The 22,346-nt window shown below is 69.7% G+C and carries 16 protein-coding genes and 1 tRNA gene; 3 read left to right on the forward strand and 14 right to left on the reverse strand.

From position 1 onward, the window contains the following. Window positions 1–35: 35 nt before the first annotated feature. The 5 genes from HJ588_RS18235 to HJ588_RS18255 form a co-directional block, all read right to left on the reverse strand. A complete protein-coding gene (locus HJ588_RS18235) occupies window positions 36–1,274 on the reverse strand; it encodes a branched-chain amino acid ABC transporter substrate-binding protein (protein WP_343036793.1) in 1,239 nt (412 codons plus the stop codon). Window positions 1,275–1,445: 171 nt separating this feature from the next. Continuing rightward, window positions 1,446–2,042 (reverse strand): ANTAR domain-containing response regulator, encoded by a 597-nt coding sequence (locus HJ588_RS18240; RefSeq protein WP_343036794.1) that lies wholly within the window; start codon window positions 2,040–2,042, stop codon window positions 1,446–1,448. Window positions 2,043–2,165: 123 nt separating this feature from the next. Continuing rightward, window positions 2,166–3,191: a DUF695 domain-containing protein gene (locus HJ588_RS18245; protein ID WP_171158307.1), complete on the reverse strand. Its 1,026-nt coding sequence runs from the start codon at window positions 3,189–3,191 to the stop codon at window positions 2,166–2,168. 20 nt (window positions 3,192–3,211) lie between these two features. Next, the gene (locus tag HJ588_RS18250) at window positions 3,212–3,679 is read right to left on the reverse strand and encodes an SRPBCC family protein (protein WP_171158309.1); all 468 of its coding nucleotides are present in this window, start codon (window positions 3,677–3,679) and stop codon (window positions 3,212–3,214) included. Window positions 3,680–3,701: 22 nt separating this feature from the next. Beyond that, window positions 3,702–4,727, reverse strand: coding sequence for an acetamidase/formamidase family protein (locus tag HJ588_RS18255; protein ID WP_171158312.1), 1,026 nt, complete (start codon window positions 4,725–4,727; stop codon window positions 3,702–3,704). Between the two features lie 132 nt (window positions 4,728–4,859). On the opposite strand from HJ588_RS18255, the gene HJ588_RS18260 reads away from it, so the two are divergent. The 3 genes from HJ588_RS18260 to HJ588_RS18270 are packed head-to-tail and all read left to right on the forward strand — an operon-like array spanning window position 4,860 to window position 9,984. After that, complete coding sequence (locus tag HJ588_RS18260; protein WP_171158314.1) at window positions 4,860–5,849, forward strand: ABC transporter ATP-binding protein; 990 nt, start codon at window positions 4,860–4,862, stop codon at window positions 5,847–5,849. Next, a complete protein-coding gene (locus HJ588_RS18265; RefSeq protein WP_212756134.1) occupies window positions 5,846–7,210 on the forward strand; it encodes an ABC transporter permease in 1,365 nt (454 codons plus the stop codon). Before HJ588_RS18260 ends, HJ588_RS18265 begins: the two co-directional genes overlap by 4 nt. Before the next feature lie 2 nt (window positions 7,211–7,212). Beyond that, window positions 7,213–9,984, forward strand: a complete 2,772-nt coding sequence (locus HJ588_RS18270) for a bifunctional YncE family protein/alkaline phosphatase family protein (RefSeq protein WP_171158317.1) — start codon at window positions 7,213–7,215, stop codon at window positions 9,982–9,984. Between the two features lie 127 nt (window positions 9,985–10,111). Here the strand turns inward: HJ588_RS18270 and HJ588_RS18275 are convergent. The 9 genes from HJ588_RS18275 to HJ588_RS19645 form a co-directional block, all read right to left on the reverse strand. Next, window positions 10,112–10,194: transfer RNA gene (locus tag HJ588_RS18275), tRNA-Leu, on the reverse strand. A 394-nt stretch (window positions 10,195–10,588) separates the two neighbouring features. Further along, window positions 10,589–12,037: a pyruvate kinase gene (gene pyk / locus HJ588_RS18280; RefSeq protein ID WP_171158319.1), complete on the reverse strand. Its 1,449-nt coding sequence runs from the start codon at window positions 12,035–12,037 to the stop codon at window positions 10,589–10,591. An 85-nt stretch (window positions 12,038–12,122) separates the two neighbouring features. Continuing rightward, complete coding sequence (locus HJ588_RS18285; protein ID WP_171158321.1) at window positions 12,123–13,580, reverse strand: glutamate synthase small subunit; 1,458 nt, start codon at window positions 13,578–13,580, stop codon at window positions 12,123–12,125. Then, on the reverse strand, window positions 13,573–18,108 hold the full coding sequence (gltB, locus tag HJ588_RS18290) for a glutamate synthase large subunit (RefSeq protein WP_171158323.1): 4,536 nt from the start codon (window positions 18,106–18,108) through the stop codon (window positions 13,573–13,575). Before gltB ends, HJ588_RS18285 begins: the two co-directional genes overlap by 8 nt. Window positions 18,109–18,292: 184 nt before the next feature. After that, window positions 18,293–19,177 (reverse strand): prolipoprotein diacylglyceryl transferase, encoded by an 885-nt coding sequence (gene lgt, locus HJ588_RS18295; RefSeq protein ID WP_171158325.1) that lies wholly within the window; start codon window positions 19,175–19,177, stop codon window positions 18,293–18,295. Further along, window positions 19,174–19,989: a tryptophan synthase subunit alpha gene (trpA, locus tag HJ588_RS18300; protein ID WP_171158327.1), complete on the reverse strand. Its 816-nt coding sequence runs from the start codon at window positions 19,987–19,989 to the stop codon at window positions 19,174–19,176. The genes lgt and trpA overlap by 4 nt, the downstream gene beginning before the upstream one ends. Continuing rightward, entirely contained in the window at window positions 19,986–21,260 is a 1,275-nt protein-coding gene (trpB, locus tag HJ588_RS18305; RefSeq protein ID WP_171158329.1) for a tryptophan synthase subunit beta, read from the reverse strand. The genes trpA and trpB overlap by 4 nt, the downstream gene beginning before the upstream one ends. Continuing rightward, window positions 21,253–22,041 (reverse strand): indole-3-glycerol phosphate synthase TrpC, encoded by a 789-nt coding sequence (gene trpC, locus HJ588_RS18310; RefSeq protein WP_171158331.1) that lies wholly within the window; start codon window positions 22,039–22,041, stop codon window positions 21,253–21,255. The genes trpB and trpC overlap by 8 nt, the downstream gene beginning before the upstream one ends. After that, on the reverse strand, window positions 22,038–22,325 hold the full coding sequence (locus tag HJ588_RS19645; protein ID WP_246242757.1) for an HGxxPAAW family protein: 288 nt from the start codon (window positions 22,323–22,325) through the stop codon (window positions 22,038–22,040). The genes trpC and HJ588_RS19645 overlap by 4 nt, the downstream gene beginning before the upstream one ends. Between the last annotated feature and the right edge of the window lie 21 nt (window positions 22,326–22,346).

The raw sequence follows: 22,346 nt of genomic DNA on the forward strand, positions 1-22,346 counted from the left end.
GTTCCGTCGTGTGCGATCCGGATGCGATCCGGTGATCAGTCGATCTTGCCGACGGAAACGATCTTGCCGTTCTCCACCTTGTAGCCGTAGACGACCAGGTCGGACAGCTCCCCCTTGCTGTCCCACTTGTACTTCTTGGACAGTCCGCTGGCGTCGTAGTTCTTGACGAAGTCCTTCAGCTTGGCGCGGGTGGTGTCGCCCTTGTCGATGCCGGTGAGCAGGATGGTCGTGGCGTCATACCCCTCGACCGAGTAGGTGCCGGCCGCCTTGCCGCCCGAGACGCTGTTGTATGCCGAGGCGAAGCTCGGGATCAGGTCGCCCGGGATGCAGGGGCAGGTGAAGTAGGCGTTCTTGCTGGAGTCGCCCGCGAGCTTGATGAACTGGTCGTCCTTGACACCGTCGGGGCCGAAGAAGACGCCCTTGAAGCCCTTCTGCACCAGCTGCTGGTCCAGCGGCGAGCCCTCGTTGTAGTAGCCGGCGTAGAACACCGCGTCGGCCTTGGAGTCGATGACCTTCTGAGCCGTCGAGGAGAAGTCGGTCTGCTTGCCGACCGTGTGGTCCTCCCCCGCCGTCATGCCGGCCTTGTCCAGGCCTTCCTTGGCGGTCTTGAACAGGCCGGAGCCGTAGTCGGAGTCGTCGCCGATGACGAAGACCTTCTTGGCGCCCAGCTTCTTGGCGAGCTTGGCGACGGCCGGACCCTGCACGTTGTCGTTGCCGAGACCGCGGAAGAACGTGGTCCAGCCGTTGGCGGTCAGCGTCGGGTTGGTCGCCGACGGGGTGATGTGCACCAGACCCGCCGACTCGAACGCGGCGCCGGTCGCCTTGGACTCACTCGAGAACGGCAGGCCGATCACGCCGACGACGTTCTGGTTCTTGGTGATCGCGGCCACCGGACCGGTCGCCTTCGTGGCGTCACCCTCGGTGTCGGACTTGATGAACTTCACCTGGCAGCCCGGGTTGGCCTTGTTGTGCTCGTTGATCGCGAGCTGCACGCCGTTGTAGATGTTGATGCCGAGCTGCGCGTTGTCGCCGGTCATCGCACCGACATACGCGATGGTGGTGTTCGGGGAGCACTTGGCCTTGCCGTCACCGGCCGGCTTCACCGCGTCCGCCGGGACGTCGATCTTGGACTGCGCGGGCAGGTTCTTGAGGTCACCGCCGAGGGCCCCACCCGAACCGCTGCCCCCTCCACTGCCGGAGCTGCTGTTGGCGCAGCCGGCCACGGCCATCACTGCCACGATCGCCGGGATGGCGAGTTTCTGCGTTGCACGCACGAAGGTTCCTCCTGAGACAGGACACGCGTTCGCCCAGTGCGCTCGCGCGTGGAACCGAAGATTAGAGCGAATTCGTGCAGATGGCGCGCAATTTCAGACCTTTCGAGGCCGGTTCGTGATGAAACGACCGTCCAGATGCTGCGAATTGCAAAGTCCTGGACGCCCGACCAGTCAGGACGACGGGTGCTCGGCCCCGTTGATCACCGCGTCGGCGACCTCGCGCATGCCGAGTCGGCGGTCCATCGCGGTCTTCTGGATCCAGCGGAACGCACCGGGCTCGTCGAGTCCGAGCTGCTTCATCAGGATGCCCTTGGCCCGGTCCAGGCTCTTGCGGGTCGCGAGCCGGTCACCGAGGTCGGCGACCTCCTGCTCCAGCGCCTTGCGCTCCGACCAGCGGGACCGTGCGACGGTGATCGCCGGGCGCAGGTCGTCGATCGTGAAGGGCTTGAGCACGTAGGCCATCACGCCCGCGTCGGACGCGCGCTCGACCAGCTCCTTGTCCGAGAACGCGGTCAGCATCACCACCGGCGCGATGCCGGCCGCGCCGATCTCGTCGGCGGCGCTGATGCCGTCGAGCACGGGCATCTTCACGTCCATCACGACCAGGTCGGGGCGCAGCTGCGCGGCCTGGTCGACCGCCTGCCGGCCGTCGCCCACCTCGGCGACGACCTCGTAGCCGGCGTCGCGCAGCATCTCGGCGATGTCGAGGCGGATGATCGCCTCGTCCTCGGCGACGATCACGCGCAGGGGGCTGGTTTCGTTGCTCACGTCCTCCAGCCAATCACAGCCATGTTTCGCGCATGCTACGGCGCGTCAGCCACGCACGTGCCGGCCGGAGGACGGACAGACAGGCATCGCGTGGCTGCCGGACGACGAGGCACGAGTCGTCCGTCAGCCACGCAGGTGCGCGACACCGGCCCAGCCGGGGTCGGCCTCGACCGAGACCTTGACCTTGCCGTCCGGCCAGCCCGCGACCGCCGCCCTCACCTGGTCCGCGGCGGGGGTGGAGCCCTCGGCATACACGTGGAGCAGGCAGGTGCCGCCGCTGCTCTCGCGCGCGACCACGCGGCCCTGGCCCTCGAGCCGGTCGGTGATGTGGTCCTGCAGCCGGCGCAGCGCGGTCAGTGAGCCGTTGCTCGGCAGGTCGTTGTCGTCCTTCTGCGCGTAGGGCGCGGCGACCACGATGTGGCTGTCCAGGTGCGGAGCCCACGCGGCCGCGAGCGGCACCTGCGCGACCGCCGACACCGGGCCTTTCGGACCGGATCCCTGCAGCACGAGCCACTGCGGCTCGCCGTCGGCGGCGGTGAACTCCTCGCGCAGGTCGCGCACGACCGCCCGCAGCCCGGCGAGGCCGAACCCGTCGAGCGGCGGCTCGGTGCTGGTCACCAGCTCACCGATCCAGGTCTCCGTCGCCTCCTCGCCGAGCGCCGCGTCGAGCGCCAGGAAGGAGATCGAAAGTCGTTGCTGCTCGCGCAGATCCGCCAGCCGCGGGTGGTAGAAGGTGACGTCGACGCGGCTGCCCTGACGGCGTACGCCGACCCGGGCGTCGTCGAGGCCGACCTGCACGTCGTCGATCTCGATGCCGTGCCCGGCGAGGTCGGCGACCGGCTGCCGCGAGTCGGCGTAGGACCACACCAAGTCCGCCTCCGGCGCCCGGCGCAGCCAGCGGCGGGCGACCGCCCGCAGCTCGGGGTCGCCGGCGGCGGTGACCACCAGCAGATGCGCGGACTCGCGCCCGCGGGCCAGCTCCCAGGCGAGGCCCTCCTCGATGGCGGCAACCCGTTTGCTGAGCTCGATCGCGGTCTCCGGGCCGGCGGTGTCCATCGCGATCGTCCGCGAGCCGCCGTCGGCCCACCACGCCCAGAAGGCGTCGATCGCGGCGGCCGGGTCGTCGCGGCGCTTGCCGAAGAATGCCATGCGGACTATCCAACCCCCTCTCAGAACAGCGCGCGCACCTGGGCGAGGGCCTTGTCGGCATACCCCTGCCACATGCGGCCGAAGACCGGCAACGCGATGCTGCTCAGGGCCATTCGCGGGTAGACCCGCCACGCCCAGGTGACCTGCGTCTCGGCGCCGCGCGGCGTGAACGACCAGCGGCCGTCGACCCCGCCGGCGAGCGGTCTCAGCGCGCCGGTGATGTCACCGATGTGGTAGCTGAACGCGGTCGGTGACTCGACCGACACCAGCTCCTCGCGCATCGTGCCGCCGTCGGCGAGCACGATCGTGCGGGTCTGCCCGACGGTGCCCCACACCCCCTGCTGACCGCGGACCTCCTTGATCGGCGGCAGCGCGAGGTGACGCTTGGCGAAGAGCTGAGGCAGCGGCGCGACGAGCACGTCGCGGAACGCCCGCTCGGGGTCGGCCGGCACGAGCACGGACGCACTGACGTCCAACGGTGAGTTCATGGCCGCACGCTACTCGCGCGGCTCAGCGGGCGGCCAGGTATGCCGCAGCGGTCGCGCGCAACCGGGCGTGGCTGCCGCCATAGAGGTCGGAGGGGCTGGGCAGGAACCTCTTGCCGACCTTGGCGACGGACGTGTAGTTGGTGTCGCACACGTTGGCGAGCGGCGACTCGACCGCCTGCGACAACAGCTGGTAACTGTCGAGCTCGCTCATCCCGGTGGACGCCGAAACCCATTGCAGCAGATCGAGTTGCGCGATCCGGAACGCGTCTTCGAGGGGCCGGGCGGACCCGGCGGACATCACGTGGGTGTCGGTCTCGATGCGCGGCCAGGGCGTCGCGACTCCCTTGATGAGTTCGACCGCGATGACCGTGTCCATCGCACACTCGATCGCGGTGCCGCACGTCTCCCCCTCGCCCTGCCGGGCGTGCCCGTCGCCCAGGCTGAGCAATGCGCCCTCGACGTTGACACCGAGGTAACACGTTGCACCCGAACGCATTTCGGGGGTGTCGAGGTTGCCGCCGTGGGCGTCCGGCACGAGCGCGGATCGCACCTCCAGATTGGCCGGGGCAACTCCGACGGTGCCGTGCATCGGGTCCATCGGCAGGGTCATCGTGTGCTCGCTGTCGAGCGCGTGGAAGGTGCACTCTCGCGCGGCGGCGTCGACGTCCCAGATCCAGACACGCTCCGGCAGCGGCGGCTGCAGCGTGGCGGTCAGGTGCGTCGAGGTGAGCGCCCCGAAGAGCGGCACCGTGGTCGACGCGCCCCAGTCCCGCGCGGGCCGCAGGTCGACGAAATGCACCGCCACGGTGTCCCCCGGCTCCGCGCCGTCGATGTAGAACGGCCCGGTCTGCGGGTTGAGGAAGGGGAAGTCGCAGACCTCGCTGACCAGATCGGTCGCGCGGCGCACCTTCCCGGCATAACAGTCCTCGGTGAAGACCTCCAGCACGGCGCCGGACGGGACGCGCGCGATCGGCGCGGCTCCTCCGAAGGTCCAGGCGAACTGCTCCGGGGTCGGCGAGAAGGAACGGACGTCGAGGTCGCTGGCCATGATCGCAGCGTAGCCATCCAGCGTTTGCTCGACGTTCAATTGAGTTCTGCCCGAACGGCACTCGCCCCGCCATACCGTCTTGCGTTGGTTCGCTATGGATGCGATGTGAAGGCGTTGTGAGGGTGGGAGCCGATGGAGACAAGTGCCGTCGTACGCGCGCGGCAGGTCAGCAAGTCGTTCGGTGAGATCGTGGCGCTCGACGCCGTCGACCTCGACGTCCCGGCCGGGCAGGTGCACGGCCTGATCGGGCCGAACGGGGCGGGCAAGACGACTCTGCTGGGCCTGCTGCTCGGCCTGGCGCGTGTGAGCTCGGGCTCGCTCGAGGTGCTCGGTGCCGACCTGGGTATGCCGGGGGTCCCGCCTGCCGGGGTCGCCGGATTCGTCGACGGCCCAGGGCTTTACCCGTCCCTGACTGCCCGGCAGAACCTCGCCGCGCTCGCCGCACTCCGCGGTGGTCGTCGTGGTGGTCGTCGTGGTGATCGTCGCGGCAGCGGCCGCCACACGACCGATGCGCGCGTCACCGCGGCACTGGACGAGGTCGGTCTGGGCGAGGTCGCGGACGACCGCCTGCGCGGCTTCTCGCTCGGCATGCGGCAGCGTCTCGGGCTGGCCGCAGCGCTGCTCACCGAGCCACGGCTGCTGGTGCTGGACGAGCCGTCCAACGGGCTCGATCCAGCGGGCACCCGCCAGGTGCACCGGGTGCTCACCCGGCTCGCCGACACCGGCGTGGCGATCGTGATGTCCAGCCACCGCATGGACGAGCTCGCGGCGCTCTGCGACGAGGTGACGATCCTGCACACCGGCCGCGTCGTCTTCTCCGGGCCGGTCGGCAAGCTCGCCGCCGAGAGCGGCGACCTCGATTACCGCGTCGTCACCTCTCGGCCGGACGAGGCGGCGCGAATCGCGGCAGCCACCAACGGTGTTCGGCTGGTCACGGGCGGCGCACGATCGGCCGCGGCACCCGACGCGCTGACCGTGCACGGGCCCGTCGCGGCGATCGACGACCTGGTCGGCAGTCTCGTGCGCGGTGGCATCGCGATCCGTGAACTCGGACCCGTCGTCCCGCCACTCGAGGCCGCCTTCCTCGCCCTCACCGACGGCACCGAGGAGGGTGCTCGATGACCACGCTCGCCCCGACAACCGCCGCACCGACTACTACGGGCACTGCCGGCGCCGCCGGGCTCGCACCCACCCTGCGCTTCGAGCTGGCAAAACTCCTGTCCCAGTGGCGGATTCGCATCGTGCTGATCGCCTGCTGGGTCGCACCCGGGCTCTTCGTAGCGGTGGTGAGCCAGCAGAGCTCACTGCCCACCGACACCGTCTTCGGACGCTGGATGCACGCCACCGGCTGGGCCGGCCCGCTCGTGGTCCTGAGTTTCTGCTGCACCTGGGCACTGCCCTTGCTCACCGCGCTGGTCGCCGGCGACGTCTTCGCCGCCGAGGACCGGCTCGGCACCTGGCGGCACCTGCTGGTCTCGGTGCGGTCCGCCCGGCGGATCTTCGTCACCAAGGCCGTCGCCAGCATGAGCGTGATCCTCGCGATGGTGCTCGGCCTCGCGGTCTCCGCGATCGCCGGCGGCCTGCTGGCCGTCGGGAACCACCCGCTGGTCGGGCTCGACGGGCACCAGATCGGCTCCGGCGACGCTGCCCGGCTGGTGGGTGCCGCGTGGCTCTACGTGACCGTCGCGGCACTCGCCTTCGCCGCGGTGGGCCTGCTCGGTTCGGTGGCGTTCGGCCGCTCCCCGATGGGCCTGCTGCTGCCGGCGGTGCTGGCAATCTGCCTGCAGTTGCTGCAGATGCTGCCGCTTCCGGTCGCGTTGCGAATGGCGTTGCCGAGTCAGCCGTTCCTCGCCTGGCGTGGCCTGTTCACCGCCCCGGTCCAGACCGCGCCGATGGTGGTCGGGCTGCTGGTGAGCCTCGCCTGGACCGTCGCCGCGACCGTCGTCGCCTACCTGCTCTTCCGCCGCAGGGACTTCACCGACCTGGCGTATGACGGTGCCGGCCGCCGGGCCCTGGTCGCAGGTGTGGTGCCGCTGGTCGCGCTGACCGCAGTCGCCGCCGCGGCGGTCGCGGCCGGCTTCGGCGGCGGTGGCTCCGGCATCAGCAAGCACGCGGTCGAGGAGACGGTCGGCACGGCATACGGCCACCTCTATCGGCTGCAATCCCGAGAACTGCACCGGCCCGACGTCCCCGAAGCCCAGCTGCGCAGTGCCGCCACCTGCACCAAGGGTGGCAGCAGCGACGCGGCCGGACCCGGGAACGACTGGCGGTGCGTCGTCACCTGGCGGCTGCCGGGCGTCACGTCGACCGGCTCTGCGATCTATCAGCTCGACGTGCAGGCCGACGGCAAGTTCGTCGCCGACGGCGACGGGCCGGCACCGGTCAACGGCTACTTCCAGGTGCAAACTCCCGCAGGAGATTCGCCCAACCCCCTCTGGCAGATCGACGGACTCGTCGACCTGCTCCACTCCCCGAAAGGCTGAACATGCACGTCACACGGCAACGTCGTAGTGCCCCGCAGGGACCACGCAAACTCACCGGCCGCCGGCTTCGGCTCGCGGTCGCCGGAGCCGCCGCGCTCACCGTCGCCGGTGGTGGCCTCGCCGCCGCCTCGACCAGTGCGTTCAAGGACCACCAGGTCGGCAGCACCTACGCCGACGGCCTCCAGGTCTCGAGCAACCAGGTGATCAAGCCGATCGGCGAGCGGCTGCTCACCGAGAGTGGCAAGTTCATGGGCTCGACCGTGAGCCCCGACCAGCGCTACCTGGCCGCGTCCAGCGCCGACAGGAAGGTGTCGCTGCAGATCGTCGATCTGTCGACCTACAAGGTGATCTGGAAGGTCGGCACCGCCGCCGGCGTCAACCAGAGGCTGTCCGACCTGACCGTCGGCCAGGAAGGCCCGACCTACTCCCCCGACGGCAAGGTCCTCTGGCTGCCGCAGAAGAACGGGCTCACCCGATTCCCGGTCAACCCCGACGGCACGCTGGGTGCGCCGACCACGGTGAAGCTGCCGAAGGACGGCGACAAGTCGGCGCTGCCCGCGCAGAGCACCTACTCCGCCGACGGCAAGACCCTGTATGTCGCGCTCAACGGCCAGAACGCCGTCGCCGAGCTCGACCCGGCCACGGGTGCAGTGCGCAAGAAGCACGCCGTCGGCATCGCTCCCCGGCAGATCACCGTGGTCGGTGGGAAGATCTACGTCAGCAACGAAGGCGGTCGACCCGCGAAATCCGGTGAGACCACTATCAATTCGTACGGCACGCAGGTCCCCGCTGATCCCTACCTCGGCACCTCGACCACCGGCACGGTCAGCGTCATCGACGCCACGTCTGGCGCGGTGAAGTCGATCGACGTCGGCCTGCACCCGACCGCCCTGCACACCGACGGCAAGGCGCTCTTCGTCGCCAACACCGGCAGCGACACGGTATCGGTGATCAACACCGGCAGCGACAAGGTCGTGCAGACGGTCAACACCCAGCCCTACGCATCCTCGAAGGTCGGTTACGAGCCGACGAGCATCGCCGTGCAGAACGGCAAGCTGCTGGTCTCGCTCGGCCGCGCCAACGCTGTCGCGGTCTTCAACTACGCCGGCAACCCGCAGGAGCCGGTCGGGCTGGTCGGGCTGCTGCCGACCGACTACTTCCCGATGACGCTCGCCACGGTCGGCAAGCAGGTCGTGGTCACCAACACCCGCGGCATCGACGCGCGCGGCCCGGCCGTCACGATCAACAAGGGTCCGCAGGTGCCGGTGGTGAGCGGCCACGGCACGCACAGCACGACGGCGTCGCTGACCCGCTTCACGCTGCCCAGTGACACGGAGATCAAGAAGGCGACCAAGACCGTCTTCGACCAGAACGGCTGGGGAAACAACGACGTCCAGCAGGCGACCGGCAACCGCCAGGCTGCCGTCCCGGTGCCGGCCAAGATCGGCGACCCGTCGACGATCAAGCACGTCTTCCTGCTGGTGAAGGAGAACCGCACCTACGACCAGGTGTATGGCGACGACCCCCGCGGCAACGGCGACCCGAGCCTGGCGCAGTTCGGCAAGCAGGTCACCCCCAACCAGCACAACCTGGCCAAGCAGTTCGGCCTCTACGACAACGTCTACGACATCGGCACCAACTCGGCCGAGGGTCACAACTGGCTGATGCAGGGCGACAACCCGGCGTACACCGAGTCCAGTGCGGGCGAGTACGAGCGCAGCTACGACACCGAGGACGACGTGCTCGGCCACCAGCGGTCCGGATTCCTTTGGACCAGTGTGGAATCGGCCAAGAAGTCGGCGCGCAACTTCGGGGAGTTCACCCAGTTCCTGACCAAGCCCGCGGGCGCGGACTGGCAGTCCTACTACTGCGCGGCCAAGGGCGTCGAGGGCGGCGCGGACCCGAGCACGCTGACGACGCCGGCGCTGAAGTCGGACACGTCCTCGCCGATCCCGTCGCTCAACGACATCACCGTGCACGACTACCCGAAGTTCGACACCGAGATCCCGGACATCTACCGCTACCAGATCTGGAAGAAGGATTTCGAGAAGAACGGGCCGGCCAACCTCAACATGTTCTGGCTGTCGAGCGACCACACCGGGGGCGCACCGTCGTCCCGGGCGCAGGTCGCCGACGGTGACCTGGCGGTCGGCAAGATCGTCGACCAGATCTCGCACAGCAAGTATTGGAAGGACTCGGCGATCTTCGTCGTCGAGGACGACAGCCAGGACGGCGCCGACCACGTCGACGGGCACCGCGCGCCGGTGCAGGTGATCAGCCCGTGGGCCAAGCACGGCACGGTGAACAGCACGTTCTACTCCCAGATCAACATGGTGCGCACCATCCAGCAGATTCTCGGTGCGCAGCCGCTCAACCAGAAGCTCGCGGCGGCCACCCCGATGTACGACGCGTTCACCAAGAAGCCGGACTTCACGCCATACACGGCGACGCCCAACCAGGTGCCGCTCACCGAGAGCGTCACCCCGCCGCCCGCGTGTGGGCCGGACACCCCGGCAGGTACGGCGGGAGCCGCGGCCAAGCCGCGGACCGTGCCCAAGGCGCAGCAGGCAACCGCTGCGGCGTGGGAGTCCTGGCGCACAAAGCAGTCGTTCACCGGCCCCAACCCGACGCCCGACTCGGCGTCGCCGGAGCTGATGAACCGCTTCACGTGGTACCAGGCGAACAACTGGTCCAAGCCCTACCCGGGCGACCAGAAGATCTACACCCCGTCGCAGGTGCCGGGCGGTTACCTGCCCAGCAACGAGGTGGAATGACCTGACAGCCCACGAGATTCGCCCCGGCCGGTCGGCCGGGGCGAGTTTCGTGTGCGCTGCTGTCGGGGTGCTGCCCAGGGTGTTGTCGGGGTGCCGTCGAGTCCGCGACGGCTGCGTCAGCGAGGGGTGCCGGAGGCGGGATTTGAACCCGCACGCCCTTTCGAGCAAAGCATTTTGAGTGCTCCGTGTCTGCCGTTCCACCACTCCGGCGGGAGTGCTGCGCCAGTGTACGGGAGCGAGCGACGACGCCCCCAATCGGCGTACGGGCGCGCGCATCCACCCGGTCCCACCGCGCATCTCGTAAGCAACAGTGCCGCTGACATCACCCTCGCTTACGAGACCAACAATCCTGCGCGTCTCGTAAGCAACAGTGCCGCCGGCGTCACCCTCGCTTACGAGACCAACAATCCCGCGCATCTCGTAACCAACGGTGCCGCTGACGCCACCCTCCCTAACGAGACCAACAAACCCGCGCATCCCGTAAGCAACAGTGCCGCTGACGCCACCCTCCCTAACGAGACCAACAAACCCGCGCATCCCGTAAGCAACAGTGCGGCTGACGCCACCCTCGCTTACGAGACAGCGACCGCTCGCGGCCGGCTTCTCAGCGCAGCTCTTCGTATGCCGGCGCGACGTGGTTTCTCGCGTCGCCCAGCTTGTGCACGCGCAGCGCGTTGGTGGAGCCGGGGATCCCGGGCGGCGAACCGGCGACGATGACGACCAGGTCACCCTCCTGGGCGCGGCCAGTCTCGAGCAGCGTCTCGTCGACCTGCATCGCCATCTGATCGGTGTGCTGCACCTGCGGCATCAGGTAGGTCTCGACACCCCACACCATCGCCAGCTGTGACCGGGTCGATTCCTTCGGGGTGAAGGCGAGCATCGGGCGCGGGCTGCGCAGCCGGGCCATCCGTTTGGCGGAGTCACCGGACTCGGTGAAGGTGACCAGGTAACGCACCCCGAGCAGATCGCCCACCTCGGCCGCGGCCGCGGTGACCGCGCCGCCCTTGGTGTGCGGCCGGGTGCCGAGCGGCGGGACCCGGTCCAGGCCGTGCTCCTCGGTGCTGGAGATGATGCGGGCCATCGTGCGGACCGCGTCGATCGGCCAGGCACCGACACTGGTCTCCCCCGACAGCATGATCGCGTCCGCGCCGTCGAGCACCGCGTTGGCGCAGTCGCTCGCCTCGGCGCGGGTGGGCCGGGAGTTCTCGATCATCGACTCGAGCACCTGGGTGGCGACGATCACCGGCTTGGCGTTGCGGCGGCACATCTCGATCGCGCGCTTCTGCACGAGCGGCACCTCCTCGAGCGGCAGCTCGACACCGAGGTCACCGCGCGCGACCATCACCCCGTCGAACGCCTCCACGATCGCTTCCAGATTGTCGACCGCCTGCGGCTTCTCGACCTTCGCGATGACCGGGATGCGGCGACCCTCCTCGTCCATGATCTGGTGCACCCGCTCGATGTCCTTGGCGTCGCGCACAAAGGACAGCGCGATCACGTCGGCGCCGAGCCCGAGCGCCCACCGCAGGTCGGCCTCGTCCTTCTCCGACAGCGCCGGCACGCTCACCGCCACGCCCGGCAGGTTGATGCCCTTGTTGTTGGAGACGACGCCGCCCTCGACCACCTCGGTGAGCACGTCGGTCGGGCTCACCTCGATCGAGCGCAGACACACCTTGCCGTCGTCGACGAGCAGCAGATCCCCCGGCTGCACGTCACCGGGCAGGCCCTTGTAGGTCGTGGACACCCGCGTCTGGTCACCCTGGATGTCGTCGACTGTGATCGTGAACCGGTCGCCCTTGGCGAGCGTGATCGGCCCGTCGGCGAAGCGGCCGGTGCGGATCTTCGGGCCCTGCAGGTCGCACATCACGCAGACCGCCCGGCCCGACTCGGCGCTCGCCGCGCGGATCTCGGAGTAGACCTTCTCGTGGTCGGCATACGACCCGTGCGAGAGGTTCAGCCGGGCGACGTCCATGCCGGCGTCGACGAGGGCACGGAGCTTGTCGGGTGCAGAGGTCGCAGGTCCAAGTGTGGCAACGATTTTGGCTCGACGCATGCCCCCAAGCCTAGTGAGGGGCACGTATGCCGGAACCCCCGTCCGGCATACGTGCGAGTAACCCTCACGTCACCCCGTGCGCCCCTCAGACGACGAGCGGCCGATCGGTCGGCGCGATCGGCGCAGGCAGGTCGGACTGGCCCGAGAGGTAGGCGTCGACGCCACGCGCCGCGGCCCGTCCTTCGGCGATCGCCCACACGATGAGCGACTGCCCTCGACCGGCGTCGCCGGCGACGAAGACGCCGGGCACCGACGACATGAAGTTGTCGTCGCGGCGGACGTTGGAGCGCTCGTCGAGCTCGACGCCGAGCTGTTCGACGAAACCCTCGCCCTCCGGCCCGAGGAAGCCCATCGCGAGCAGCACCAGGTCGGCCGGGATCTCGCGCTCGGAGCCCTCGACTTCCTCGAATCCGCCCTGACCGGAACGCACTTCGACCAATCGCAGCGCCTTGACGTTGCCGTTGCCGTCGTCGATTGCGGCCTTGGTGCTGATCGAGTAGACCCGCTCCCCGCCTTCCTCGTGCGCGCTCGCGACGCGGAAGATCATCGGGTAGGTCGGCCACGGATGCGCCTCGGACCGCTCCTCGCCGGGCTGCGGCATGATCTCCAGGGAGGTCACCGACTTCGCGCCCTGCCGGTGCGAGGTGCCGATGCAGTCGGCGCCGGTGTCACCGCCACCGATGACGACAACGTGCTTGCCCTCCGCGGTCACCTGGTCGGCGACGGTCTCGCCGAGTGCGACCCGGTTGGCGTCGGGCAGGAAGTCCATCGCCTGCACGATGCCGCCGAGCTCCCGGCCCTCGACCGGCAGATCGCGCGGCACCGTCGCGCCGACCGCGAGGACGACCGCGTCGTAGCGCTGCCGCAACTCCTCGGCCGTGACGTCCACACCGATCTCGGTGTTGCACCGGAAGCGCGTGCCCTCGGCGGTCATCTGCTCGATGCGCCGGTCGAGGACGGACTTCTCCATCTTGAACTCGGGGATCCCGTAGCGCAGCAACCCGCCCGGCTTGTCGGCGCGTTCGTAGACCGCGACGGTGTGCCCCGCGCGGGTCAGCTGCTGGGCAGCGGCGAGACCGGCCGGGCCGGAGCCGACCACCGCGACCGTGCGGCCGGTCAGCCGGACCGGCAGCTCGGGCGTGACCTTGCCGGCGGCGAACGCCTGCTCGATCGTGGTCACCTCGACCTGCTTGATCGTGACCGCGGGCTGGCTGATGCTCAGCACGCAGGCCGACTCGCACGGCGCCGGGCAGAGCCGGCCGGTGAACTCCGGGAAGTTGTTGGTGGCGTGCAACCGGTCGATCGCGTCGCCCCAATCCCCGCGCCAGGCAAGGGTGTTCCACTCCGGGATCAGGTTGCCGAGCGGGCAGCCCTGGTGACAGAACGGGATGCCGCAGTCCATGCAGCGACCGGCCTGCTGCTGCAGGTCGCCCAGCTGCTGCTCCTCGTAGACCTCTTTCCAGTCCTTGATGCGGACCGGCACGGGCCGGCGCTGCGGGAGGCTGCGCTCCCTGGTCTTCAGAAAACCGCGGGGGTCAGCCACGGGACACCTCCATGATGCGATCCCACACGACGTCTCCGTCGGGGTCGAGTCCTTCGGTTTCGGCCTGCGAGCGGACATCCAGCACGCGCTGGTAGTCACGCGGCAGCACCAGTGAAATGCGTTCGGCGCTGACCGGCCAGTCCGCGAGCAGCTTTGCGGCGACCGCGGATTCGGTCCATTCGACGTGCTTGGTCAGCAGCTTGTGCACGAGTTCGCGGTCCTGTTCGCGCAACGGCATCACGTCCACGAGCTCGGTGTTGACCAGCTGCTCGTCGAGGTCCAGCACGTAGCCGACGCCGCCCGACATACCCGCGCCGAGGTTGCGCCCGGTCGGGCCGAGGATGAGTGCCGTGCCGCCGGTCATGTACTCCAGACCGTGGTCGCCCACGCCCTCGACGACCGCGGTCGCGCCGGAGTTGCGCACGCAGAAGCGTTCGCCGACCAGACCACGCAGGAAGATCTCGCCGCTCGTCGCGCCGTAGCCGATGACGTTGCCGCCGACGACGTTGCGCTCGGCGACCAGTGAGGCGTCCCGCGTCGGGCGCACGACGACCCGGCCACCCGAAAGGCCTTTACCGACATAGTCGTTCGCCTCACCGAACAGCCGCAAGGTGACGCCCTTGGGGAGGAACGCGCCGAGCGACTGACCGGCCGCACCGGTCAGGGTGACGTCGATCGTCTGGTCCGGCAGACCTTCGGGATGCCGCTTGGTCACCTCGTGGCCGAGCATCGTGCCGACCGTGCGGTTGACGTTGGAGACGGGCAGGTCCAGCCGCACCGGCGTCTGTTGCTCCAGGGCGTCGCGGCTCATCGTGATCAGCTGCTGGTCGAGGGCCTTCTCCAGCCCGTGGTCCTGCGCCACCAGGTGCCGCCGGGCGGCACCGTCGGGCAGGTCGACGTCGGTCAGGATCGGCGTCAGGTCCAGGCCCGCCGCCTTCCAGTGGTCGACCGCTCGCTCGGTGTCGAGCGTGCCGACCTGGCCGATTGCCTCGTCGAGGCTGCGGAAACCGAGCGATGCCAAGAGTTCTCGGACTTCCTCGGCGATGTACTCGAAGAAGGTCTCCACGAACTCCGGCTTGCCGGTGTAACGCTCACGCAGCTCCGGGTTCTGGGTGGCGATGCCGACCGGGCAGGTGTCGAGGTGACAGACCCGCATCATGATGCAGCCGCTGACCACCAGGGGCGCGCTCGCGAAGCCGAACTCCTCGGCGCCGAGCAGCGCCGCCACGACCACGTCACGGCCGGTCTTGAGCTGGCCGTCGGTCTGCACCACGATGCGGTCGCGCAGCCCGTTGAGCAGCAGCGTCTGCTGGGTCTCGGCCAGGCCGAGCTCCCACGGACCGCCCGCGTGCTTCAACGACGTGAGCGGCGCCGCGCCGGTGCCGCCGTCGTGACCGGAGATCAGCACCACGTCCGCGTGTGCCTTGGAGACTCCCGCGGCGACGGTGCCGACGCCGACCTCGGACACCAGCTTCACGTGGATGCGGGCCGCCGGGTTGGCGTTCTTCAGGTCGTGGATCAGCTGCGCCAGGTCCTCGATCGAGTAGATGTCGTGGTGCGGCGGCGGCGAGATGAGGCCGACGCCGGGCGTCGAATGCCGGGTGCCGGCGACCCACGGGTAGACCTTGTGGCCGGGCAGCTGACCGCCCTCGCCGGGCTTGGCGCCCTGCGCCATCTTGATCTGGATGTCATCGGACTCGGTCAGGTAGACCGAGGTGACACCGAACCGGCCGGACGCGACCTGCTTGATCGACGAGCGGCGGGTCGGGTCGAGCAGGCGGTCCAGGTCCTCGCCGCCCTCGCCGGTGTTGGAACGCGCACCGAGCCGGTTCATCGCGACCGCGAGCGTCTCGTGCGCCTCCTTGCTGATCGAGCCGTAGCTCATCGCGCCGGTCGAGAAGCGCTTGACGATCTCCGAGACCGGCTCGACCTCCTCGATCGGCACTGCGGGCCGAGTCTGCTTGAAGGAGAACATCCCTCGCAGGGTCATCAGGCGCGACGACTGGTCGTCGACCCGTTGGGTGTACTGCTTGAAGATGTCGTAGCGCCGCGCCCGGGTGGAGTGCTGCAGGCGGAAGACCGTCTCGGGGTCGAACAGGTGGGGCTCGCCCTCGCGCCGCCACTGGTACTCGCCGCCGGTCTCGAGCGTGCGGTGCGACTGGTGCTGCCCGCCGCGCGGGTAGGCCGTCTGGTGGCGCTCGGCGATCTCGCGCGCGATCGCGTCGAGGCCGATGCCGCCGAGGCGGGAGACCGTGCCGGTGAAGTATTCGTCGATCAGCTCCTGCGAGAGCCCGATCGCCTCGAACACCTGGGCCCCGCGGTATGACGCGACGGTGGAGATGCCCATCTTCGACATCACCTTGAGCACGCCCTTGCCGAGCGCCTTGATGAGGTTCTTCACCGCCTGCTCGGGGGTGACGCCGGTGATCGCGCCCCGGCGGACGAGGTCCTCGACCGACTCCATCGCGAGGTAGGGGTTGACGGCTGCCGCGCCATACCCGATGAGCAGCGCGACGTGGTGCACCTCGCGCACGTCACCGGCCTCGACGAGCAGGCCGACCTGGGTGCGGGTCTTCTCGCGCACCAGGTGGTGGTGCACGGCCGCGGTGAGCAGCAGCGACGGGATGGGCGCGAACGCCGCGGTGCTCTCCCGGTCGGACAGCACCACGAAGCGGTGGCCGTCCTCGATCGCCTGCGACACCTCGGCGCAGATGCCCTTGAGGCGTGCGCGCAGCGCGCTCGTGCCGCCCGCGACGCGGTAGGTGCCGCGGATGACGTAGGTCTCGTAGCCGGGGAAACTGCCGTCGTTGTTGAGGTTGACGATCTTGGCCAGCTCGTCGTTGTCGAGCACCGGGAAGTCCAGCTCGAGCTGCCGCGCGTGCTGCGGGCCGACCTCGAGCGCGTTGCTCTCCGGGCCCATCAGCGTGCCGAGCGAGGTGACGAGCTCTTCGCGGATGGCGTCGAGCGGCGGGTTGGTCACCTGCGCGAACAGTTGGCTGAAGTAGTCGAACAGCAGCCGCGGGCGGTCCGACAGCACCGCGATGGGGGTGTCGGTGCCCATCGACCCCAGCGCCTCGGCGCCGCCCGCGGCCATCGGGCTGAGCAGCACCCGCAACTCCTCGTGGGTGTAGCCGAAGGTCTGCTGCCGTCGTACGACCGAAGCCGGTGTGTGCCAGACGTGTTCGCGGTCCGGGCGGTCGGACAGCTTGATGATGCCGGCGTGCAGCCACTCCTCGTAGGGGTGCTCGGTCGCCAGGTCGCGCTTGATCTCGTCGTCGCTGATGATCCGGCCCTGAGCAGTGTCGACCAGGAACATCCGGCCCGGCTGCAGGCGGCCACGGCGTACGACGCGGGACGGGTCGAGGTCGAGCACCCCCGCCTCCGAGGCGAGTACGACGAGGCCGTCGTCGGTGACGGCGTAGCGGCCGGGACGCAGCCCGTTGCGGTCGAGCACCGCACCGACGAGCGTGCCGTCGGTGAACGCGACACAGGCGGGCCCGTCCCAGGGCTCCATGATCGCCGAGTGGTACTCGTAGAACGCCCGGCGGGCGGGGTCCATGGTCGCGTGGTTCTCCCACGCCTCGGGGATCATCATCAGCACCGCGTGCGGCAGGCTGCGGCCGCCGAGGTGCAGGAGCTCGAGCACCTCGTCGAAGGTGGCCGAGTCGGACGCCTCCTGGGTGCAGATCGGGAAGAGACGCTCGAGGTCGCCGCCGAAAACGTCACTGCGCAAAGTGGATTCGCGTGCCCGCATCCAGTTGCGGTTGCCGCGCACGGTGTTGATCTCGCCGTTGTGCGCGATCAACCGGTAGGGGTGCGAGAGCGGCCACGACGGGAAGGTGTTGGTCGAGAAGCGGGAGTGGACCAGTGCCAGCTCGGTGGCGAAGCGGCGGTCGGACAGGTCCGGGAAGAACGGTTCGAGCTGGCCGGTGGTGAGCATGCCCTTGTAGACGATCGTGCGTCCGGACAGCGACGGGAAGTAGATCTCGCGCTCGCCCTCGATGCGCTTGCGCAGCGCGTAGGCCTTGCGGTCGAGGTCCAGGCCGGACAGGTCGGTGTCGGCCCCGGCGACGAACGCCTGCCGGAAGACCGGCATGACCTCGCGCGCGGCCTCGCCGACGAGCGTCGGGTCGGTGGGCACGTCGCGCCAGCCGACGACTCGCAGGCCCTCCTCGGCCGCGATCTGAGCGAACCGCTCGCCGATGAACCACTGCTCGTCGGCGTCGGTCGGCAGGAAGGCGATGCCCACGGCATACGAGCCCTTGGCGGGGAGCTCGAAGTCGCAGACCTCGCGGAAGAACTCGTCGGGGACCTGGGTGAGGATGCCGGCCCCGTCACCGACCGACGGGTCGGCCCCGGTCGCACCACGGTGCTCGAGGTTGCGCAGCGCGGTCAGCGCGTGGTCCACGATGTCGTGGCCGGGCGTGCCGCGCATCGTCGCGACCATCGCGACACCGCACGCGTCGTGCTCCTGTGCCGGGTTGTAGAGACCCTGCGCCGCAGGGATGCCGGAGAAGGCGCCGCTCACGGGGAACCACCGTCCTCACCTTGTAATCGAACGAGACATAAGGCTCGGGGGACGTCGCTGGCCACCGGTCGGGTCAGACTATCTGTCGCCGCCTGGTGTTCACAACCTGGACGCAACGTCTCGGACTATGAGACACCCTGCGGATCGCTCAGTGCACCCGATTGAGGGGTGCCTCGCCGCCTGCTCAAGCGACGGAGGCCGTGGCCTCATCCTCCTCGGCGACGTGCTCGCGCACGCCGTCCGGGTGGCGCCGGCCCATCAGCACGAAGCCGATGAGGCCGATCAGGAAGACCAGCACCGAGACCCACACGTTGACCCGCTGCCCGAGGATGCGGTTGGCCGGGTCGTTGCGCAGCCACTCCATCCAGATGCGCCCGACCGGGTAGAGCATCACGTAGAGGAAGAACGAGCGGCCGCGGCCGAGCGTGAACCGGCGGTCCAGCAGCACGATCACCAGCGCGATGACCAGGCAGAAGATCGACTCGTAGAGGAAGGTCGGCTGGAAGTAACCGGCCACGACCGGGTCACCGGCCGCGTCCTTCACCGCGTGGCCGGCGCTCTCGTCCCACTCGTAGACCTTCAGCCGCCACGGCAGGTCGGTGGTGCGCCCGTGCAACTCGTTGTTGAAGTAGTTGCCCCACCGGCCCATCGCCTGGGCGAGCACCACGCCTGGGGCGGCCGCGTCGGCGTAGTCCCAGAACGAGATGCCGTGCCGGCGGCAGCCGATGTAGGCGCCGACCGCGCCGAGCGCGATCGCCCCCCAGATGCCGAGGCCGCCCTTCCAGATCGCGAAGGCGTCCAGCGGGTTGCCGTCCTTGCCGAAGTAGGGCTGCGGCGAGGTGATGACGTTGTAGAGCCGGCCGCCGACGATGCCGAACGGCACCGCCCACCAGGCCACCGTCAGCGCATCCTCGCTGCTGTAACCGCGGTCGGCCAGCCGCCGCCCGCAGATCCAGATGGCGGCGACGATGCCGGCGAGGATGCACACGGCATACATCCGGATCGGCAGGGGGCCGAGCCAGAAGACGCCGACGGTCGGGCTCGGCAGGTATGACGCTTCGGTGGTCACCGGCGCACACCCGCGGCGAGCTCGCGAGCCAGCGTGTCGAGGCGGGCGAGGCCCCGGTCGAGGTCGTCCGGTGCATCGACGAGGCACGACACCAGGGCCGAGCCGACGATGACGCCGTCGGCGAATTGCGCCACCTGGTGGGCCTGTTCGGCGGTGGAGACGCCGAGCCCGACGCACACGGGGATGTCGCTCACCTGCCGGACCCGGTCGACGAGCACGGCCGCGTCGCTGCCGAGCGCCGAGCGCGCGCCGGTCACGCCCATGAGCGCCGCGGCGTAGACGAACCCGCGGCTCGCGGCGGTCGTGGACACCAGCCGCTCGGTGGTGGAGCTCGGAGCGACTAGGAAGATGCGGTCGAGGTCGTGGGCGTCGCTGGCCGCGAGCCAGTCGGCCGCCTCGTCGGGCACCAGGTCCGGCGTGACCAGGCCGGAGCCACCCGCGGCGGCGAGGTCGGCCGCGAACTTCTCGACCCCGCGGCGCAGCACCGGGTTCCAGTAGGTCATCACCACGCAGGCGGCGCCTTCGTCGGTGACCGCGCGCGCCGCGCGGAAGACGTCGTCGACGTGCACGCCCGCGGCGAGCGCACCGGTGGCGGCGGTCTGGATCACCGGACCGTCCATCAACGGGTCGGTGTAGGGCAGACCGATCTCGACGATGTCGACGCCGGCGCGCACCATCGTGCGCATGGCCTCGATGGACCCCTCGACACTGGGGTAGCCGACGGGGAGGTAGCCGACCAGCGCGGCACGGTCCTCTCCCCGTGCGGTGGCCAGCGCCCGGCTGACCGCCGTCTCGGTGCGGGTCTCACTCACAGCTGCACACCTTCACCCTCGGCGCCGTCGGGCGACTGCCCGATCGGCTCGGCGTCGATCGGGTCGTCCTCGTCGAGCAGGCCGAACCACTGGGCGGCGGTGTGCACGTCCTTGTCGCCGCGACCGGAGAGGTTGACCAGGAGCAGGGCCTCGGGTCCGAGCTCGCTGCCGAGCTGCATGGCGCCGGCAACCGCGTGGGCGCTCTCGATGGCGGGCAGGATGCCCTCGGTGCGGGACAGCGCGCGAAACGCCTCCATCGCCTGCGTGTCGGTGATCGGCCGATATTCGGCGCGGCCGGCATCACGCAGGTAGGAGTGCTCCGGGCCGACGCTCGGGTAGTCCAATCCGGCTGACACCGAATGAGATTCGATGGTCTGTCCCTCATCGTCCTGCAGCACGTAGGTGAACGCGCCGTGCAGCACACCAGGGGTCGCCTCGCCGCTGAAGCGGGATGCGTGGCGGCCGGACGAGATGCCCTCGCCGCCGCCCTCCAGGCCGATCAGCCGCACGTCGCCGTCGTCGATGAACCGGTGGAAGATGCCCATCGCATTGGACCCGCCGCCGACACAGGCCAGCACCGCGTCGGGCAGCCGGCCGTACTCGTCGAGCATCTGCGCCCGCGCCTCGACACCGATCACCCGGTGGAAGTCACGGACCATCTCCGGGAAGGGGTAGGGCCCGGTCACGGTGCCCAGCACGTAGTGGGTGTGGTCGACGTTGGCGACCCAGTCGCGGAATGCCTCGTTGACCGCGTCCTTCAAGGTGCGCGAGCCGTGGTCGACCGGCACCACCTCGGCCCCGAGCAGCCGCATGCGAGCGACGTTGAGCGCCTGCCGCTCGGTGTCGACGCGGCCCATGTAGACCGTGCAGTCCAGCCCCATCAGCGCCGCGGCGGTCGCGGTGGCGACACCGTGCTGACCGGCGCCGGTCTCGGCGATCACCCGGGTCTTGCCCATCCGTTTGGTGAGCAGCGCCTGGCCGAGCACGTTGTTGATCTTGTGCGAGCCGGTGTGGTTGAGGTCCTCGCGCTTGAGCACCACCTGCGCTCCCCCGCAGTGCTCGGCGGCGAACCGCGGCACCGACGTGAGGATGCTCGGGCGGCCGGTGTAACTGCGCTGCAGCTCGGTCAGCTCACCGAGGAACGCCGGATCGGCCATCGCCTTGCGGCGGTGCTCGTCGAGTTCCTCCAGGGCAGCGACCAGGGCCTCGGGCACGTAGCGCCCGCCATACGCGCCGAAGCGGCCGAGCGGGACGGAAGTCGGATCAGTCATGAGTCGTACCAATGAGTTCGGGTATGGCGTGCTGCGGGTCGCCGCCGGTGACCAGCGCCTCCCCGACGAGCACGACGTCGGCACCCGCCGCGACGTAGTCGGCGACATCGCCGGCGTGCCGGATGCCGGACTCGGCAACCCGCACCCGGTCGTCCGGCACCCGCGGGGCGAGCCGGGCGAAGGTGCCACGGTCGACCTCGAGCGTCTTCAGGTTGCGGGCGTTGACCCCGATGACCTGGGCCCCGACCGCGAGCGCGCGGTCGATCTCGGCCTCGTCGTGCACCTCGACCAGAGCGGTCATCCCGAGGGCGTCGGCGTGCGCGAGCAGGTCACGCAGGGCGCTGTCGTCGAGGGCGGCCACGATGAGCAGCACGATGTCGGCGCCGTGCGCCCGTGCCTCGTCGACCTGGTAGTGCTCGACCATGAAGTCCTTGCGCAGCACCGGGATGCCCACCCGGGCGCGGACGGCGTCGAGGTCGTCGAGCGTGCCGCCGAAGCGGCGCTGCTCGGTCAGCACCGAGATGGCCGTGGCGCCGCCCGCCTCGTAGGCGCCGGCGAGTTGGGCCGGATCGGGGATCGTCGCGAGGTCGCCCTTGCTCGGGCTGCGCCGCTTGACCTCGGCGATGACCTTCACCGGGCCCGGTGCGCGGAACGCGGCGAGCGCCGACCGCGGGCTCGGCAGCTCGGCGGCCAGCCGGGCGATCTCACGTGCCGGGATGCGCGCTTGGCGTGCGGCGAGGTCCTCGCGGACGCCGGTGATGATCTCGTCGAGGACGGTCACTGCGTCTTGGCCGAGGCGGACCGCACCTGCTGCACGCCCTGCTCCTGCTGGTCGGCGGGCAGCGGCGGCGCGACGTGGACGTGCTTGTTGCCGAAGCCCATCGACGCCAGGATCTTGCCGGCGGCCACGCCGATGATCGTGAGAGCGGCGCCGAGGTAGTAAAAGAAGTGCAGGCCCCAGGCGACGCCGATCGAGACGGACGCGGCGGCGAGCAACAGGAGCACGACAGCGGTCCAGGCGGCGACGCTGTGCCCGTGGTCCTCGTGGGGGACTTCTTCAGCCATGACGGCGGTGCTCCTTCGTTC

This window comes from Flexivirga aerilata (assembly GCF_013002715.1).
Taxonomy (GTDB): domain Bacteria; phylum Actinomycetota; class Actinomycetes; order Actinomycetales; family Dermatophilaceae; genus Flexivirga; species Flexivirga aerilata.

What these genes read in the sequence shown, in the direction of transcription:
- HJ588_RS18245 (WP_171158307.1), bottom strand. Translation starts at nt 3,191, where the DNA reads ATGGCATTCTTCGGCAAGCGCCGCGACGACCCGGCCGCCGCGATCGAC.
- HJ588_RS18265 (WP_212756134.1), top strand. Translation starts at nt 5,846, where the DNA reads ATGACCACGCTCGCCCCGACAACCGCCGCACCGACTACTACGGGCACT.
- trpB (WP_171158329.1), bottom strand. Translation starts at nt 21,260, where the DNA reads ATGACTGATCCGACTTCCGTCCCGCTCGGCCGCTTCGGCGCGTATGGC.
- HJ588_RS18270 (WP_171158317.1), top strand. Translation starts at nt 7,213, where the DNA reads ATGCACGTCACACGGCAACGTCGTAGTGCCCCGCAGGGACCACGCAAA.
- HJ588_RS19645 (WP_246242757.1), bottom strand. Translation starts at nt 22,325, where the DNA reads ATGGCTGAAGAAGTCCCCCACGAGGACCACGGGCACAGCGTCGCCGCC.
- pyk (WP_171158319.1), bottom strand. Translation starts at nt 12,037, where the DNA reads ATGCGTCGAGCCAAAATCGTTGCCACACTTGGACCTGCGACCTCTGCA.
- HJ588_RS18255 (WP_171158312.1), bottom strand. Translation starts at nt 4,727, where the DNA reads ATGGCCAGCGACCTCGACGTCCGTTCCTTCTCGCCGACCCCGGAGCAG.
- HJ588_RS18250 (WP_171158309.1), bottom strand. Translation starts at nt 3,679, where the DNA reads ATGAACTCACCGTTGGACGTCAGTGCGTCCGTGCTCGTGCCGGCCGAC.
- HJ588_RS18260 (WP_171158314.1), top strand. Translation starts at nt 4,860, where the DNA reads ATGGAGACAAGTGCCGTCGTACGCGCGCGGCAGGTCAGCAAGTCGTTC.